We start from the raw sequence: 16,748 nt of genomic DNA on the forward strand, positions 1-16,748 counted from the left end.
ACGCACATTTCGCCGGTAACGGCGGTAGCCATTACCTCTAATCATGATAACCGGTCGCCCAGCGGGCACCCATCTTCTCTTAAGCCCGCCGACTAGAGTGTTGCCATGACCTCGCCCTCGTCCGCGCACCAGGTGGCACATCCCCCCGCGTCGCGGATCCCGGCGGATCATCCGGCGATCGACGAATTGTTGGCTTTGCTGGCATACGCCGAGGTGGCGGCCTTTTACCGGCTGACCGACGAGGCGCGGATGGCGCCGAACCTGCGGGGCCGGATCTCGATGGCGAGCATCGCGGCTGCCGAGATGGGCCACTATGAGCTGCTGCGCGACGCCCTGGAGCACCGTGGCGTCGACGTGGTGCCGGCCATGTCGAAGTTCGTCTCCGCGCTGGAGAATTACCACCGGCTGACCACGCCGAGTACGTGGCTGGAAGCTCTGGTGAAGACGTATGTCGCTGACGCCCTGGCGTCGGCCTTGTACCTGGAAATCGCCGGCGCGCTGCCCGACGAGGTTGCAGATATCGTGCGCGCGGCCCTGTCCGAGACTGGCCACTCGCAGTTCGTGGTCGCCGAGGTGCGGGCCGCGGTAACCGCAAGCAGCAAACAACGCAGTCGGCTGGCGCTGTGGTCGCGCCGGCTTTTCGGCGAGACGATCACCCAGGCTCAGTACCTGCTGGCCGACCATGACCAGCTCGTCGAGCTGGTGGTATCCGGCGCCGGCGGACTGGGCCAGGTCACGACGTTCTTCGACCGCTTGCAGGAGACGCACGATCAGCGGCTGCGCGACCTCGGACTCAACTAGTCCTCAGCTAACGCGTGCAGGTCGCCAGGCTGGAGTTCTTCGTCGACACCGCCACCGCTTGGCCAGCGGCGTTCACGACCGCGCAGTTGAGCTGGCTGTAGATGCTGCTCGCGATGACAGATTCGGTTTGCACGCCCGGGTTCAGAACGACCACCTTCGTCCACGGCAGCGCCACGTTGATCTCGGTGTGGGGGAAGCCGCGCGCATCGGTGTAGACGATGTTCACCAAGTCGAGGAGCTGCTTGGTCCCGGTCACGGTGTAGACCACGGTGCGCGGGTTCACCGTGGTCGATGGCGGTAGGGCAGTTGGCGGCGGTGCGGCGGTGGGCGACGGACCCGTCCTGGGCGGTGTGAGGCTGGGCGGCAGCGTGGTGACCGTCTCGGGGGGTAGCTGGGGCCGCAAGGACGGCCTTGTCGACGGGCTGGTAGACGGGCTGGGTGCGGCGCTGGGCGGAACCGTCAGACGTGGTGTGGTGGAAATCACTGGGGTTCGGGATGCCGGCGGCCCGATGGTCGCCTTCGTCGACGCGCTGTCTCCGCTGTTGATGACGACCGCGGTGGCAATGGCCCCGACGGCCAGCACAGCGCCGACGACCAGCGCGGTCGGGCGCCAGCGACGGTCGGCCGGCCACAGTGATTCGCCGTAGCCGTCGTATTCGGCTCCGGTCTCGTCGTACTCGCCGTCCGGGTAGTCCTCTACCTCGTCGCCGAGATCGTGCAGTGTGGTACTGATGGTGCCGATGTTATAGATGTGAAAAGAAGGATTGACCGTCCCGCGGGCACTTGAGAGCAGTTGAAGTCCACTTGGAAGCGAATCGTTATCGGACCCGTCCGGCCCGGTTCCGGTGCGGGACGCTCCCGTTTCGCTTACCGCGAACCCCGTTGCGCGATACCGGGCACGGGCGTCCACTAGCCTGCTGCTGACACGTCTGCGACGAAATCCAGACGAAGTACCAACGGAAGGGGCCATCGTGGAGGTCAAGGTCGGTATCACGGACAGCCCGCGCGAGCTGGTCTTTTCCAGTGCGCAGACGCCCGATGAGGTCGAAGAACTCGTCAACGCCGCGTTGCGCGAGGGTTCGGGTCTGCTGAGCCTGGCCGACGACAAGGGCCGTCGCTTCCTGATCAACACCGCCAAGGTCGCCTACGTTGAGATCGGTGTCGCCGACACCCGGCGGGTCGGCTTCGGAATCGGGCTCGACGCGGCCGGGAAAGGCGCTAAGAGCGGGTAAGCGGCACGTGCGACAGGCCGCCCCAGGCGAACTGCACAGTGCCTTCCACGGCGTCCGACTTGGAAATCGGGCGGTCGGCGTCCAGCCAGTACCGAGCCGCGTCGACGCTCATGCCGACCAGGCTCACCGCGATCATCCGGGCGCGGTGCGGCTCCATGCCGGAATCCTCGGCGATCAGGGCGAACACCGCGTCGATGCACGATTCGGTGGCCGCCCGCACCTGCGCGGCCACTTCGGGTTCGGTGACGTAGTCGTTTTCGAAGATCAGCCGGTAACCCTGGCTGTCGTGCTCGATGAAGTCGAAGAACGCCTGGACCGCCGAATGCAACCGCTGCCGGTTGTCGGTGGTGGTGGCGAGCGCCTGCTGCACGCCCGAGACCAGGTTCTCGACGTGCCGCTCGAGCACCGCTAGATACAGCTCGAGTTTGCTCGAAAAGTGCTGATAAAGAACGGGTTTGCTGACCCCGGCCCGATCGGCGATCTCGTCCATCCCAGCGGCGTGGAAGCCGTGGTCGACAAAAACGTCGCTGGCGACGATCAGTAATTGGCCCCGACGCTCGTCCCGGGGCAGCCGGTTGCCGCGCCGACTGGACGCCGCCATGCTGTCCGCGGACCGACCACGTTCGGTCGCCTTGACCGCACGTCGCTGCGCTGCCTTGGCGAGATCGCTCATCGAGTCCTTCTCTGATTCGTTGGCCACTTGGGTTCCGGGCTGTCAGGCCCGGCCCCCTGGGCTTGTCGGAACGACATTACTACCCATCGACGGCCATCGGCGGTGTTGGCGCTGGCCAGACGGGAGTGTTGTCGTTTGCCCGGGCGCGCCAGCCGTCCCAGTCTGTGTCGACTGTGCCATCCTGAGGAAATGGATTCACCGCGGCCTGTGCGCAGCACCGGTCGAGCAGCGGTGTTGCGCGACGAGTGGCGAGAACCGCTGCGGGCGCAGCGCGACCCGCTCGCCGAGGCCGGACGAGCTCGCGCGGAACGCGACCGGCCGCGCCAATGGCGCAAACAGACTTGGCTGGGCCGGTTCGTGTCCACCTATGGCTGGCGTGCGTACGCGTTGCCGGTTCTGGTGGCGCTCACCGCGCTGGTGGTGTACCAGACGGCGACCGGGCATAACGCCCCGAAACCTGCCGCCAGCGAGTCCATCCAGGGTCCGCCGGCCATCGGCGCGGTGGGCACCGCGATCATGGACGCGCCACCTCGCGGGCTGGCCGCGTTCGACGGCAATCTGCCGGCCGGGACATTGCCGGAAGGCGGTCCGTTCACCGAGGCGGGCGAGAAGGCCTGGCATATCGTTCCGGGTAACACGCCGCAGGTCGGTCAGGGCACCGCCAAGGTGTTCAAGTACACCGTCGAGATCGAGAATGGCCTGGATCCCACGATGTACGGCGGAGACAACGCTTTCGCCCAAATGGTCGATCAGACGCTGGCCAACCCCAAGGGCTGGACGCACAACCCGCAGTTCGCGTTCGTCCGGCTCGACGGAACCAGCGCGGGCAAGCCTGACTTCCGGATTTCGCTGGTCTCTCCGGTGACGGTGCGTGAAGGGTGCGGTTACGAATTCCGGCTGGAGACGTCCTGCTACAACCCGGTGTACGGGCCGGACAGGCAGGCACGGGTGTTCATCAACGAGGCGCGCTGGGTGCGCGGAGCCGTCCCCTTCGAAGGGGACATCGGTTCCTACCGGCAGTATGTGGTCAACCACGAGGTCGGCCACGCAATCGGGTATGTGCGCCATGAGCCGTGCGACAAGCAGGGCGGTCTGGCCCCGGTGATGATGCAGCAGACGTTCTCCACGTCCAACGACGACGGTGCCAAGTTCGACCCCGGATTCGTCAAGCCGGACGGCAAGACCTGCCGCTTCAACCCCTGGCCGTACCCGATCGCCTAGGTTCGGGCCCCCGCCGAGCAGACGCAGAATCGCACTGCGCGGGGCTCGCGCATGCGATTCTGCGTCTGCTCGGCGGGCAAACCGGGCCGGCACGTATTGGCGGCGGCGTGGGTGTTGGTGCTGTGATGGAAGTTGTGTCGCCGTCCCTGCCGCCACTGGTTGAGCCCGCCGCCGAACTGAGCCGCGATGAGGTAGCCCGCTACAGCCGTCATCTGATAATCCCGGACCTGGGTGTGGACGGGCAGAAGCGGCTCAAGAACGCCCGTGTCCTGATGATCGGGGCGGGCGGACTCGGCGCGCCGGCCTTGCTGTACCTGGCCGCGGCCGGCGTCGGCACGATCGGCATCGTCGATTTCGACGTGGTGGACGAGTCGAACCTGCAGCGTCAGATCATCCACGGCGTGGCCGACGTCGGACGGTCCAAGGCCCAGTCCGCGCGCGACTCGATCGCCGCGATCAACCCCCTCGTCGACGTGCGATTGCACGAGTTCAGGCTGGCGCCCGGCAACGCCGTCGACCTGTTCGAGCAGTACGACCTGATCATGGACGGCACCGACAACTTCGCCACCCGGTACCTGGTCAACGACGCCGCAGTGCTGGCCGGCAAGCCCTACGTGTGGGGGTCGATCTACCGCTTCGAGGGCCAGGTCGCGGTGTTCTGGGAGGACGCTCCCGACGGGCGCGGCCTCAACTACCGCGACCTCTACCCGGAGCCGCCGCCGCCCGGCATGGTGCCGTCCTGCGCGGAAGGCGGAGTGCTGGGCATCATCTGCGCCTCGATCGCGTCGGTGATGGGCACCGAGGCGATCAAGCTGATCACCGGCATCGGCGAACCACTGCTCGGTCGGTTGATGATCTACGACGCGCTGGCGATGAGCTATCGCACCATCAGGGTCCGCAAGGACCCGTCCACGCCGAGGATCACCGAGCTGATCGACTATGAGGACTTCTGCGGTGTGGTGTCCTCGGAAGGCGCCGACGCGGCCGCCGATTCCACGATCACCCCCCGGGAGTTGCGCGCGATGCTGGATTCCGGCAAGAAGCTGGCCCTGATCGACGTCCGCGAGCCCGTCGAGTGGAACATCAACCACATCGACGGCGCCCAGCTGATCCCGAAGTCGTTGATCAGTTCCGGTGAGGGTCTGGCCCAGCTGCCGCACGACCGCAAGGCGGTGCTGTACTGCAAGACGGGCGTGCGCTCGGCCGAGGCGCTGGCCGCGGTGAAGCAGGCCGGATTCTCTGACGCGGTCCATCTGCAGGGCGGCATCGTGGCCTGGGCCGAGCAAATGCAGCCCGACATGGTGATGTACTGACGCGATTTTTTCGGGCTTCTCAGTGGGTCGTCACGACCCGCATCGTCGCCCGCGGTGTCTGATTTTTTCGGGCTTCTCAGCGGGTCGTCACGACCCGCATCGTCGCCCTACTAGTCTGACCCGTGTGAGTGTCGAGCCACCGCCGGAACACGTGCTGGTGGCATTCGGTTTGACCGGTGTTAAGCCCGTTGCCCTGGGCGCCGGTTGGGAAAACGGCTGGCGATGCGGCGAAGTCGTGTTGTCGCTGGTAGCCGACCACGCTCGGGCGGCCTGGTCGGCCCGGGTCCGGGAGACGTTGTTCGTCGACGGCGTGCGCCTGGCCCGGCCGGTTCGTTCGAGCGACGGGCGGTATGTGGTTTCGGGCTGGCGGGCAGACACATTCGTGGCCGGCAAACCGGAGGCCAGGCACGACGAGGTGGTCTCGGCGGCGGTGCGCCTGCACGAGGCCACCGGCAAACTGGAACGGCCTCGATTCCTGACCCAGGGACCCTCCTCACCGTGGGGCGACGTCGATGTCTTCATCGCCGCCGACCGGGCCGCATGGGAGGAACGGCCGTTGCAGTCGGTGCCGCCGGGGGCGCGAGTGGCCCCCCCGACCGCCGACGCGGAGCAGTCGATCGACATGATCCACCAGCTCGCGTCGCTGCGTAAGCCGACCAAGAGCCCGAACCAGCTGGTGCACGGAGATCTTTACGGCACAGTGCTTTTCGTCGGCACCGCACCGCCGGGAATCACCGACATCACCCCGTACTGGCGGCCCTCATCCTGGGCCGCGGGCGTGGTTGTCATCGACGCGCTGTCCTGGGGCGAGGCGGACGACGGACTCATCGAACGCTGGAACGCGTTGCCGGAGTGGCCACAGATGCTGTTGCGCGCGTTGATGTTTCGGTTGGCGGTCCATGCCCTGCACCCGCGGTCGACGGCCGAGGCGTTTCCCGGTCTGGCCCGCACCGCGGCCCTGGTCCGGCTGGTTCTCTAGATGCCGGGCGGGAATTCGTAGCGGACTTCGCTCAGCGCGATCCGCCCGTCGACGCTGAGCACCCCTTCGGCGCGCAGTAGCTCCAACTGCCGGGTGGTGAGGTGTCTCGCCGGGCGACCGGAGGCCGTGATCACCCGGTGCCAGGGCAAGTCCGACGAGTCGGTCCGCATGATCCAGCCCACGATGCGCGGACTGGAAAGCTCTGCGACAGCGGCGATATCGCCGTAGGTGACGACCCGGCCGGGGGGAATGGCCGCGACCAGGAAGCGCACCCGCTCGACCTGCTCGTCGGTGATCGACGCCACGGCTACCGCGCTTCCAGATGCTTGCGGATCAGCGCGGCGATCTCGGCGGGCTTGGCGTGCGGCACCATGTGGCCGCACTCGAAATCCAGCAGCTCGAAATCGGGTCCTAGCCGTTCCTGCAGCCCGGCGATCAGGTCGTTGCTGACATACGCCGGCGAGGTCCACTTGGCCCGTACCAATGTCGTCGTCGTCCCTGCCGGCGGCAATGCGACGTCGCGGGCCAGCTCACTCCAGTAGGACATCATCGCCGGCAGGCTGATGCGCCAGCCGTAGCGTCCATTTGGCAGCTGGACCAGATGTTCGTCGAGGTCGGCTTCGAGCACCGCGGGGTCCACGTCCGCCCACGAGTCGGCAGCCTTCTCCTGACGGGCTTCGGCGCGGTCGGTGTAGTCGGGATAGGAGAACATCGCCTCGGCGATCTCGCTCATCCATTTGCCGTCCAGGCCTGCCGCCGGGTCGAGCAGCAGCAGCGCGGCCACTCGGTCGGGCCGAGTCGCGGCCAGCTGCAACGCCATCGCCCCGCCGAACGAGTGCCCGACCACCAGCGCAGGACCTTCGGCCTCGTCGTCGAGCAACGCTGCCAGTGCCGCGACATTGGCGTCGATGCTCCACGGCGCGGCCCACGATGACCTGCCATGCCCGAGCAGATCGGGTGCGGCGACGGTGATTTCAGGAATGTAACCGGCCAGGTGTTGCCAACGCTGCCCGTGGCCGGTCAGCCCGTGCAGCGCCAGCATTCGCACCGGGCCGGGCGGGCCGAAGCGGTGCACGTGAAGGTCGGCGGTCACCCGTCGATGGTGCCAGCTCGGGCTCGGGCGTGCGGCGGCGGTACGCCGAATCAGTAGCCGGGGTCGCGTTCGTCGTCGGACGTCGGGACCACGAAGGCCTGTTCGATCAGATCGGCTTCGTTGGCTTCGCGGTCCGTGAAACCCTCGGTGTTCAAGTAGGGGATCTCCGCGTCCGTATCGTCGTCGAAATCGGCGGGCTGCTGCTGTTCGACTGCGTCGGCTTCAGGCACGTCATCAGACTGCGTGAAACCCTCGACGTCCTTCATGTTCGAAGCCCCTCCTCACTTTCGTCGCGACCTGGTTCGGGTTGCCGGTAGCCAGGTTACGCGTCGGCCGGTGATGCGCGCCGCCGCGGCGACTTCCAGCGCCATTATTGCCCTGCCATCGAGAATCCGAATTACGTTGAACTATAACAGTTTTACCGACTACGTGCCGCGCTGTCTGGCCCGAAGCGCCCAACCGGGAGGGTCCGCTCCAGAACACTGTCCGCCGCCGTCGCGCCGGACTACAATGGGCGCTCACAACGCCGCGTCGGTGGCGGACCAAGCAGCCGGGAGCAACAAAATGGGCAGGATAAGTCGCGGTTGGCAGCTGACGGGGCAGAGCTGGAAAGTGTTGAAGAACGACCTTTCTCTGGTCATCTTTCCGATCCTGTCGTTTATTTTCGCGCTCCTGGCCTGCGTCGCGATCTGGGTGCCGACGTATGTCCTGTACCTCCGGGTCCACCATGTGGATAAGCACGACCCGGTCGTATACATCGTCGGCGCGGCATCGGCATACGTGACAACATTCATCGCGGTCTTCTTCAATGTGGCACTGGCCGCCTGTGCGGTCCGCTCGATGCGCGGTGAGGACACCAAGGTCAGCGAAGGGCTCGGTGCCGCCTGGAGCCGGATCGGCCCGATCCTCGGCTGGACTTTCGTGACGGCGACGGTCGGGCTGATACTGCAAGCCATCAGGGAGCGCTTCGAGTTCGTGGGCAGGATCGTCGCCGATATCGCGGGCGCTGCATGGTCGATCGCAACGTTCTTCGTGATCCCGGTCCTCGCTCTGGAAGGCACCGGGCCGATCGATTCGCTCAAACGCTCGGCGTCCGTCGTCAAGGCGCGCTGGGGGGAGGGCGCCACGGGAGCGGCCACCATCGCGGTGGTGACGTTCCTGGCCAACCTTCTCATCATGATCATCGGTGGTGTGGGGGCCGTCTTCCTGTTCGCAGCCCACCTGTTGGTGCTCGGCGGTTGCGTCATTGCTCTGACGGTCGCTTGCGTCATCGCCGTGTCATTCGTCTCGAGTGCGTTGAGCCAGATATTCCGCGTCGCCCTGTACCAATTCGCTGTCAACGGCGCGGTGCCGGGCGGCTTCGACCGCGAGCTGCTTCAGGACGCGTTCGAGCGGCACAATGTCCCGGTGAACCGCTGGCAGGATCCAACGACCGGGAAGTCGCTCTAGCTACTTCCCGGGCCGACTTGTCGGACCCTCGTGGTTGCATGCGGCTATGTCGCACACGTGGGGTGCCGAGGCACGCGTAGTTCTGGACGCCGACGCCCGCGGCTTGGTCCGCGTTCTCGGTGGTCCCGGGACGGGCAAGAGCAGCCTGCTCATCGACGCCGCAATTGCGCACATCCAGGCCGGTGTCGATCCGGAATCGGTGCTGCTGCTTACCGGTTCGGGCCGGATCGGGATGCGGGCACGCAGCGAGCTGACGACGGCGTTGCTGCGGGCGCGCGAGGTGGGTCCGTGCTGCGCCGCGGCCCGCGAGCCGCTGGTCCGTACCGTGCACAGTTACGCGTACGCGGTCTTGCGGCGGGCCGCCGAGCGTGCCGGCAGCGCGCCCCCGCGGCTGGTCACCAGCGCTGAACAAGACGCGATGATCCGCGAACTGCTGGCCGGAGACCTCGAGGACGGGCCGGGCGCCGCCACCGCCTGGCCGCGCCATCTGCGGCCCGCCATGAGCACCGCCGGGTTCGCCATCGAGCTGCGAAACCTGTTGGCGCGCTGTGCCGAACGTGGGGTGGAACCGCTGGATCTGGAGCGGCTGGGCCGTCGCTGCGGTCGGCCGGAGTGGACGGCAGCCGGCCAGTTCGCGCGCCAGTACGAGCAGGTGATGTTGCTGCGGGCGGCGGTCGGAACGGCGACGCCGCAGGCGACGACGCCGGCACTGGGCGCCGCCGAACTTGTCGGCGCCGCCCTGGAGGCTTTCGCGGTCGATCCCGAGCTGCTGGCCGCCGAACGCGCCCGGATCCGCGTGCTGTTGATCGACGACGCCCAGCAACTCGACCCGCAGGCGGCGCATCTGGTTCGGGTGCTGGCGGCGGGCGCCGAATTGACCTTGGTGGCAGGCGATCCCAACCAGGCGGTGTTCGGCTTCCGGGGCGGCGAGCCCGCGGGGTTACTGGACGACGGCCCGTCGGTGACGCTGACGGTGTCGCGTCGCTGCGCTCCCGCGGTGGCGTGCGCCGTCAGCGCTGTTGCGCGCCGGTTGCCCGGAGGCAGCGCCGGCCGGCACATCGACGGCACCGGCGACGAGGACGGATCGGTCGCGGTCCGCCTGGCGGCCTCTGCGCACGCCGAGGCGGCGACGATCGCCGATGCGCTGCGGCGGGCGCACCTGATCGACGGTGTGCCCTGGTCGCAGATGGCGGTGATCGTCAGGTCGGTGCCGCGGGCAGCCGCGCGGTTGCCGCGCGCGTTGGCCGCCGCGGGGGTCCCCGTTGCCATCCCCGCGACCGGCGGGCCGGTCTCCGAAGAACCCGCGGCGCAGGCATTGCTCACCGTCTTGGCCGCCACCGCGGACGGCCTCGACGAAGGGCAAGCGCTGACACTGTTGACCGGGCCGATCGGCCGGGTCGACCCGGTCGCACTTCGCCAGCTGCGCCGGAAACTTCAGCGCGCCAAGCCCGGCGAATTCGGCGATCTGCTGGTCGAGGCGCTCACCGGCGATGAGCCGGCGCCGAAGCCACTGGCGCGGGTGCGCGCGGTCCTGGCTGCGGCCTGTCGCTGTCACCGGGAGGGGCAAGATCCCCGCTACACGCTGTGGGCGGCGTGGCACCGGTCCGGTCTGCAGCGGCGCTGGCTGACAGCAGCCGAGCGTGGCGGTCCCGGTGGCGCCCAGGCCGTCCGGGACCTTGACGCCGTGACCGCGCTGTTCGACATCACCGACCACTACGTGTCTCGCACGTCCGGCGCCACGCTGCGCGGGCTCGTCGAACACGTCGCAGCGCTGCAGCTGCCCGGCGCCAAAACCGAGCCGGCGGCCCAGGCCGAAGAGGTCCGGGTGCTCAGCGCGCACGCGGCGCTGGGGCACGAATGGGATCTGGTGGTGATCGCCGGCTTGCAGGATGGCTTGTGGCCCAACACGGTTCCGCGAGGTGGTGTACTGGGCACCCAGCGTCTGCTCGACGAGCTCGACGGTGTCAGCCAGGACGCTTCGGCGCGGGCGCCGCTGCTGGCCGAGGAGCGTCGGCTGCTGGTGGCGGCGATGGGCCGGGCCCGGCGCCGGTTACTGGTCACCGCCGTGGACAGCGACACCGACGGGCCGGGACAGGAGGCCGCACTGCCGTCCGCGTTCTGCTACGAGATCGCGCAGCTGGCCGACGACAATCCCGTTGTAGCGCAACCGATCTCAGCGCTCCGCGTGTTGTCGACGGCGGCGCTGGTGGGCCGGTTGCGCGGTGTGGTGTGTGCGCCGGACGGAGCTGTGGACGACGCGGCCCGCGATTGTGCGGCAACGCAATTGGCCCGGTTGGCCAAAGCCGGTGTACCGGGCGCAGATCCGGCCGCATGGCATGGCCTGATCCCGCTCAGCACCGTTGAGCCGTTGCGCGACGCCGACGATCCGGTCACGCTGACGCCGTCGACGCTGCAGACGCTCAACGACTGCCCGCTGCGCTGGCTGGCCGAACGGCACGGTGGCACCAGCGCACGCGAACTGCGGTCCACCGTCGGCTCGGTGGTGCACGCCCTGATCGCTGACCCCGGCAAGACGGAATCTCAACTGCTGGCCGAGCTGGACCGGGCGTGGGAACACCTGCCCTTCGATGCGCAGTGGTATTCGGCCAACGAGCTCGCCCGGCACCGGGCCATGATCCAGGCGTTCGTCGAGTGGCGCTCCCAGACCCGCGGCCAGTTGACCGAGGTGGGTGTCGAGGTCGGCGTCGACGGCGCGCTTGGGGACGTCAGGCTGCGTGGCCGGGTCGACCGGCTGGAGCGGGACGGGGCCGGGCGGCTGGTGGTGGTGGACATCAAGACCGGCAAGACGCCGGTCAGCAAGGACGACGCCCAACAACACGCGCAGTTGGCGATGTACCAGCTCGCGGTGGCCGAGGGCATGCTGCCGTCCGGTGACGAGCCGGGCGGCGCCCGTCTGGTCTACCTGGGCAAGACCGGGGCCAACGGCGTCACCGAGCGCGAGCAGGATCCACTCACACCCGCAGCGCGCCAGGAATGGCGCGACGTCGTCCAGCGGGCGGCCGCGGCGACCGCCGGCCCGCAGTTCATCGCCCGGCGCAACGACGGATGTGCACACTGCCCGATTCGGCCGGCTTGCCCGGCCCACGCCGACCGGCCGGCGTCATGACCGCGCGTTACAGCCCCAACGAATTAGCCACTGCGCTAGGGCTTTTCCCGCCCACCGACGAGCAGGCCGCCGTAATCGCCGCGCCGCCCGGCCCACTAGTCGTCATCGCCGGGGCCGGGGCCGGCAAAACCGAGACCATGGCGGCGCGGGTGGTGTGGCTGGTCGCCAACGGCTACGCCGAACCCGGCCAAGTGCTGGGGTTGACGTTCACCCGCAAGGCCGCCGGACAGCTGCTGCGCCGGGTCCGGTCCCGGCTGGACCGCCTGGCCGGCGTCGGTCTGGGCGCGGCCGGTGCGGCAGCCGCAGAACCGGCCGGCTCCCCGGTGGTCAGCACCTACCACGCGTTCGCCGGCTCGTTGTTGCGTGACTACGGCCTGCTGTTGCCCATCGAGCCCGATACCCGGTTGCTCAGCGAGACAGAGCTGTGGCAGCTGGCGTTCGACGTGGTCAACGGGCATGGCGGCGAGCTGCGTACCGACAAGACCCCGGCGGCGGTCACCTCGATGGTGCTGCGGCTGTGGAATCAGCTCGCCGAACATCTGGTGGACACGGGCCAGTTGCGCGACACCCACCTGGAGCTGGAACGGCTGGTGCACGAGCTGCCCGCGGGCCCCTACCAACGTGACCGTGGTCCCAACCAATGGCTGCTGCGGTTGCTGTCCACCCAGACCCAGCGCGCCGAGTTGGTGCCGCTGCTGGATGCGCTGCAAGAGCGCATGCGCGCCACCAAGGTGATGGACTTCGGCGCGCAGATGGCGTACGCCGCACGGCTGGCGGCGACCTTCCCGCAGGTCGGCGCCGACCAACGGAGTCGCTACCGGGTGGTGCTGCTCGACGAGTACCAGGACACCGGGCACGCCCAGCGCGTGGCGTTGTCGGCACTGTTCGGCGGTGGTGCCGATGACGGGTTGGCGCTGACGGCCGTCGGCGACCCGATCCAGTCGATCTACGGCTGGCGCGGCGCCTCGGCCACCAACCTGCCGCGGTTCAGCACCGACTTCCCGCTATCCGACGGCACCCCCGCACCGGTCCTGGAACTGCGGACCAGCTGGCGCAACCCGCCGCGGGCGCTGCAGGTGGCCAACGCCATATCGGCAGAGGCGCGGGGACGGTCGGTGGCGGTGCGTGCGTTGCGCGCGCGGCCGGACGCCCCGCCCGGAACGGTCCGCTGCGCGCTGCTTCCCGATGTGCAGGCCGAACGCGACTGGATCGCCGGACACCTGCAGCGTTGTTACCGCAGCGCGCAGGCCGACGGCCTCAGCCCACCCACCGCTGCGGTGTTGGTGCGGCGCAACGCCGACGCCGCGCCCATCGCCGACGCCCTGCGTGCTCGCGGGATCCCGGTGGAGGTGGTCGGGCTGGCCGGCCTGCTGTCCGTCCCCGAGGTCGCCGACGTGGTCGCGATGTTGCGGCTGGTCGCCGATCCGACGGCGGGCGCGGCGGCGATGCGGGTGCTGGCCGGTCCGCGCTGGCGGATCGGTGGGCGCGACATCGCCGCGCTGTGGCGACGCGCTCAGGCACTCGGCGGGGGACAGTACTCGGGCGAGACATCCACGCCCGTGTCGATCGCGATGACGGCCGGTCCCGACATCGACGCCGCGTGTCTGGCCGACGCCATCAGCGATCCCGGCGCGGCCGGCTACTATTCGGCTGCGGGATATCAGCGCATCAACGCACTGGCCGGCGAGCTGAGCGCCCTGCGCAGCCACCTCGGCCATTCCCTGCCAGATCTCGTCGCCGAGGTGCGCCGTGTGCTCGGCGTCGACTGCGAAGTCCGTGCGCTGGCTGCTGAGGTGAATTCCGGGATCTGTTCTGGCACAGAGCATCTCGATGCATTCGCCGACGTGGTCGCCGGTTACGCGGATCGGGCGGGCTCGGCGTCGGTGGCGGGTCTGCTGGGTTACCTGGATGTGGCCGAGGTGGTGGAGAACGGCTTGGCGCCCGCCCAGTTGACGGTCGCCAGGGACCGGGTCCAGGTGCTCACCGTGCACGCCGCAAAGGGTTTGGAGTGGCAGGTGGTGGCGGTGGCACACCTGTCGGGTGGGACGTTCCCGTCGACCGCGTCGAGAAGCACCTGGCTGACCGATGCCGCCGAGTTGCCGCCGCTCCTGCGCGGTGACCGTGCCCAGCAAGGCGCGCTCGGCGTTCCGGTGCTGGACATCTCGGCCGTCACCAATCGAAAGCAGCTGTCGGACAAGATATCTGAACATCGCCGACAGCTCGAGCAGCGACGTGTCGACGAGGAGCGCCGACTGCTGTACGTGGGTATCACCCGGGCCGAGGACACCCTGCTGGTGTCGGGCCACCACTGGGGTTCTGCCGGGATCAAACCCCGCGGCCCGTCGGACTTCCTGTGCGAACTCAAGGACATCATCGAGGGCTCGGCGCCCTCGGCTCCCTGCGGAGTGGTCGAGCAGTGGGCACCGGAACCGGCAGATGGCGAACGAAACCCGCTGCGCGACAACGTCGTCGAGGCGGTTTGGCCCGCCGATCCGGTGGCCGCTCGTCGCGGTGACATCGAGCGCGGGGCGGCGCTGGTGACTCAGGCGATCGCGGCGGGCCGGGCCGATTCACCCGGTGCCGACATCGAAGGCTGGGCAGCCGACGTCGACGCATTGCTGGCCGAGAGAGCGTGCGCCGGGCGGCCGCCTGCTCGCCCACTGCCCAGCCAGTTGTCGGTCAGCGGACTGGTGGACCTGGCCCGCGACCCGACCGGTGCCGCGCAGCGGCTGGTGCATCGGCTGCCAGCGCGTCCAGATCCGCATGCGTTGCTGGGCAACGCCTTTCATTCCTGGGTCCAGCAGTTCTACGGCGGTGAGCTGCTGTTCGATCTCGGTGACCTGCCGGGTGCGGCCGACTCCGACGTCGGCGACACCGAGGAGTTGGCGGCGCTGCAGGCCGCATTCGCCGGAACGCAATGGGCGGCCCGCACACCGGTGGCGGTCGAGGTGCCGTTCGAGATGCCGATCGGCGATACCCCCTATACCTTGGTGCGCGGCCGCATCGACGCGGTGTTCGCCGAACCCGACGGCGGTGCCACCGTCGTGGACTGGAAGACCGGTGAGCCGCCGCGTGGGCCGGAAGCGATGCGGCAGGCCGCCGTCCAACTCGCGGTCTACCGTCTGGCGTGGGCGGCTTTGTCCGGATGCCCGGAATCCTCGGTGCGCACGGCCTTCCACTACGTGCGTAGCGGCGTCACCGTCGTCCCCGATGAGCTGCCCGATCCCGGCGAGTTGGCCGGGTTGCTGACCGACTCCCGCTTTGTCGGCGTCTGACGTGCGCTGTACGGGTACGGGACCCGCGATCGTGGTTACATTGAGGCGTGCATGTGTCGTGCGCTGGGACCAAGCCTGGGACGGACTGTCGTGCCCAAGGGTAGGTCGCGGCAACTGAGCGGTCTGGATGAAGCCCTTACCGCTCAGCCCGGTCACCTGCTGGTCGGCGTCCTGCGCATCCCCGAGGATCACGCCAGCCCCGGCCGCGTCATCACGCGCCGGGTGCTGATCGCGTTGGTGGTGCTGTTCGGCACCGCCGTCATCGTCTACCTGGACCGCAACGGGTACCGCGATGTGCGAGGCGGGCAGCTCACGTTCCTGGACTGCCTGTACTACTCGGCGGTCTCGCTGTCGACGACCGGCTACGGCGACATCACCGCGTATTCGGAAACTGCGCGATTTGTCAACACCGTGGTGATGACGCCGCTGCGGATCGCGTTTCTGGCGGTGTTGGTCGGCACGACGCTCGAGGTGCTCTCCGAGCGGTCCCGGCAGGCGTGGAAGATCCAGCGTTGGAGGAGCAAAGTGCGCAACCACACCATCGTGATCGGCTACGGCACCAAGGGCAAAACCGCGGTGGCCGCGATGCTGGGCGACGAGTCCGCTCAGGGTGAAATCGTTGTCGTCGACACCGATCGGATGGCCCTCGAGCACGCCGCGACCGCAGGCCTGGTCACCGTGCACGGTGACGCGACCAGGTCCGACGTGCTGCGCTTGGCCGGGGCCCAGAACGCGGCGTCGATCATCGTCGCCACCAGTCGGGACGACACTGCCGTGCTGGTTACCTTGACGGCACGCGAGATCGGGCCCAAGGCAAAGATCGTGGCGTCAATCCGGGAGGCCGAGAACCAGCACCTGTTGCGGCAATCGGGAGCGAACTCGGTGGTGGTCTCCTCGGAGACTGCCGGCCGACTGCTGGGCATCGCCACGACCACGCCCAGTGTCGTGGACATGATCGAGGATCTGCTGACTCCGGACGCCGGACTGGCCATCGCCGAACGCGAAGTGGAACAGGCCGAGGTCGGCGGATCGCCGCGGCATCTGCGCGACATCGTGCTCGGCGTGGTCCGCGACGGCCATCTGCTGCGCATCGGCGCACCGGAGGTGGACGCGATCGAGGCCAGCGACCGACTGCTCTATATCCGAAACGCCGGACACTAGTGACGATCGCAAGCGCGGCGGAGCCGGGCGCAGCGTGTCGGCACCAGGACAGGTAGGGCGGCGCATGGACTTTCAGCTGCGGAGTGTTCCGTTGCTGTCGCGCGTCGGCGCGGACCGGGCCGATCAATTGCGCACCGATGTCGAGGCGGCCACCGCGGGATGGGCGGATGCGGCGCTGCTGCGGGTGGATTCGCGCAGCCAGGTGCTCGCGGCCGACGGCAGGGTGGTGCTCGGGGACACCGTGGCGCTGGGCGACAAGCCACCACCGGAGGCGGTATTCCTGGGCCGCATCGAGGGTGGCCGGCACGTCTGGGCTATCCGGGGAGCGCTGGAAGCGCCAACGGATCCCGGCGTACAGGCCGAGGTGGTGAACCTTCGTAGCCTGGGCAAGATCTTCGACGACACCAGCAGCCAACTGGTGTCG

Annotated in this window: 14 protein-coding genes and 1 pseudogene; 10 read left to right on the forward strand and 5 right to left on the reverse strand. The window is 68.5% G+C overall.

The genetic code is table 11. The features are described 5' to 3' along the window. Positions 1-105 precede the first annotated feature (105 nt). Positions 106-801, forward strand: coding sequence for a ferritin-like fold-containing protein (locus VML93_RS11785; protein ID WP_325610752.1), 696 nt, complete (start codon positions 106-108; stop codon positions 799-801). 7 nt (positions 802-808) lie between these two features. On the opposite strand, the gene VML93_RS11790 is transcribed toward VML93_RS11785, so the two are convergent. Further along, positions 809-1,534, reverse strand: coding sequence for an MmpS family transport accessory protein (locus VML93_RS11790; RefSeq protein WP_325610778.1), 726 nt, complete (start codon positions 1,532-1,534; stop codon positions 809-811). A gap of 238 nt (positions 1,535-1,772) precedes the next feature. Between VML93_RS11790 and VML93_RS11795 the strand changes: the two genes are divergently transcribed. Then, complete coding sequence (locus tag VML93_RS11795) at positions 1,773-2,033, forward strand: DUF3107 domain-containing protein (protein ID WP_325610754.1); 261 nt, start codon at positions 1,773-1,775, stop codon at positions 2,031-2,033. On the opposite strand, the gene VML93_RS11800 is transcribed toward VML93_RS11795, so the two are convergent. After that, a complete protein-coding gene (locus tag VML93_RS11800) occupies positions 2,020-2,706 on the reverse strand; it encodes a TetR/AcrR family transcriptional regulator (protein WP_325610780.1) in 687 nt (228 codons plus the stop codon). The two genes, VML93_RS11795 and VML93_RS11800, sit on opposite strands and share 14 nt — an antisense overlap. Before the next feature lie 189 nt (positions 2,707-2,895). Between VML93_RS11800 and VML93_RS11805 the strand changes: the two genes are divergently transcribed. The 3 genes from VML93_RS11805 (at position 2,896) to VML93_RS11815 (ending at position 6,219) form a co-directional block, all read left to right on the forward strand. After that, positions 2,896-3,927 (forward strand): DUF3152 domain-containing protein, encoded by a 1,032-nt coding sequence (locus VML93_RS11805; protein WP_325610755.1) that lies wholly within the window; start codon positions 2,896-2,898, stop codon positions 3,925-3,927. A 134-nt stretch (positions 3,928-4,061) separates the two neighbouring features. Continuing rightward, a complete protein-coding gene (moeZ, locus tag VML93_RS11810; RefSeq protein ID WP_325610782.1) occupies positions 4,062-5,240 on the forward strand; it encodes an adenylyltransferase/sulfurtransferase MoeZ in 1,179 nt (392 codons plus the stop codon). A gap of 124 nt (positions 5,241-5,364) precedes the next feature. Beyond that, complete coding sequence (locus VML93_RS11815; protein ID WP_325610757.1) at positions 5,365-6,219, forward strand: TIGR02569 family protein; 855 nt, start codon at positions 5,365-5,367, stop codon at positions 6,217-6,219. On the opposite strand, the gene VML93_RS11820 is transcribed toward VML93_RS11815, so the two are convergent. From VML93_RS11820 to VML93_RS11830, 3 genes are read right to left on the reverse strand one after another with little or no spacing between them, the layout of a single operon-like run. Beyond that, on the reverse strand, positions 6,216-6,524 hold the full coding sequence (locus tag VML93_RS11820) for an MGMT family protein (protein WP_325610758.1): 309 nt from the start codon (positions 6,522-6,524) through the stop codon (positions 6,216-6,218). The genes VML93_RS11815 and VML93_RS11820 overlap by 4 nt on opposite strands. A 2-nt stretch (positions 6,525-6,526) precedes the next feature. After that, the gene (locus tag VML93_RS11825; RefSeq protein WP_325610760.1) at positions 6,527-7,312 is read right to left on the reverse strand and encodes an alpha/beta hydrolase; all 786 of its coding nucleotides are present in this window, start codon (positions 7,310-7,312) and stop codon (positions 6,527-6,529) included. 50 nt (positions 7,313-7,362) lie between these two features. Beyond that, entirely contained in the window at positions 7,363-7,578 is a 216-nt protein-coding gene (locus VML93_RS11830; RefSeq protein ID WP_325610762.1) for a hypothetical protein, read from the reverse strand. A 73-nt stretch (positions 7,579-7,651) separates the two neighbouring features. On the opposite strand from VML93_RS11830, the gene VML93_RS11835 reads away from it, so the two are divergent. The 5 genes and pseudogenes from VML93_RS11835 to VML93_RS11855 form a co-directional block, all read left to right on the forward strand. After that, positions 7,652-8,761, forward strand: coding sequence for a DUF6159 family protein (locus VML93_RS11835; RefSeq protein ID WP_325610783.1), 1,110 nt, complete (start codon positions 7,652-7,654; stop codon positions 8,759-8,761). A 46-nt stretch (positions 8,762-8,807) separates the two neighbouring features. Beyond that, positions 8,808-11,888 (forward strand): ATP-dependent DNA helicase, encoded by a 3,081-nt coding sequence (locus tag VML93_RS11840; protein ID WP_325610764.1) that lies wholly within the window; start codon positions 8,808-8,810, stop codon positions 11,886-11,888. Next, positions 11,885-15,163: an ATP-dependent DNA helicase gene (locus tag VML93_RS11845; protein WP_325610766.1), complete on the forward strand. Its 3,279-nt coding sequence runs from the start codon at positions 11,885-11,887 to the stop codon at positions 15,161-15,163. Before VML93_RS11840 ends, VML93_RS11845 begins: the two co-directional genes overlap by 4 nt. Positions 15,164-15,214: 51 nt before the next feature. After that, positions 15,215-16,324 carry a potassium channel family protein gene (locus VML93_RS11850; protein WP_325610768.1) on the forward strand — a complete coding sequence of 370 codons (1,110 nt, stop codon included), beginning with the start codon at positions 15,215-15,217 and terminating at the stop codon, positions 16,322-16,324. Between the two features lie 64 nt (positions 16,325-16,388). Beyond that, a pseudogene (locus tag VML93_RS11855) lies at positions 16,389-16,748 on the forward strand (NAD(+) diphosphatase); the annotation flags it as partial.

Source organism: Mycobacterium sp. (assembly GCF_035499775.1).
Classification (GTDB): domain Bacteria; phylum Actinomycetota; class Actinomycetes; order Mycobacteriales; family Mycobacteriaceae; genus Mycobacterium.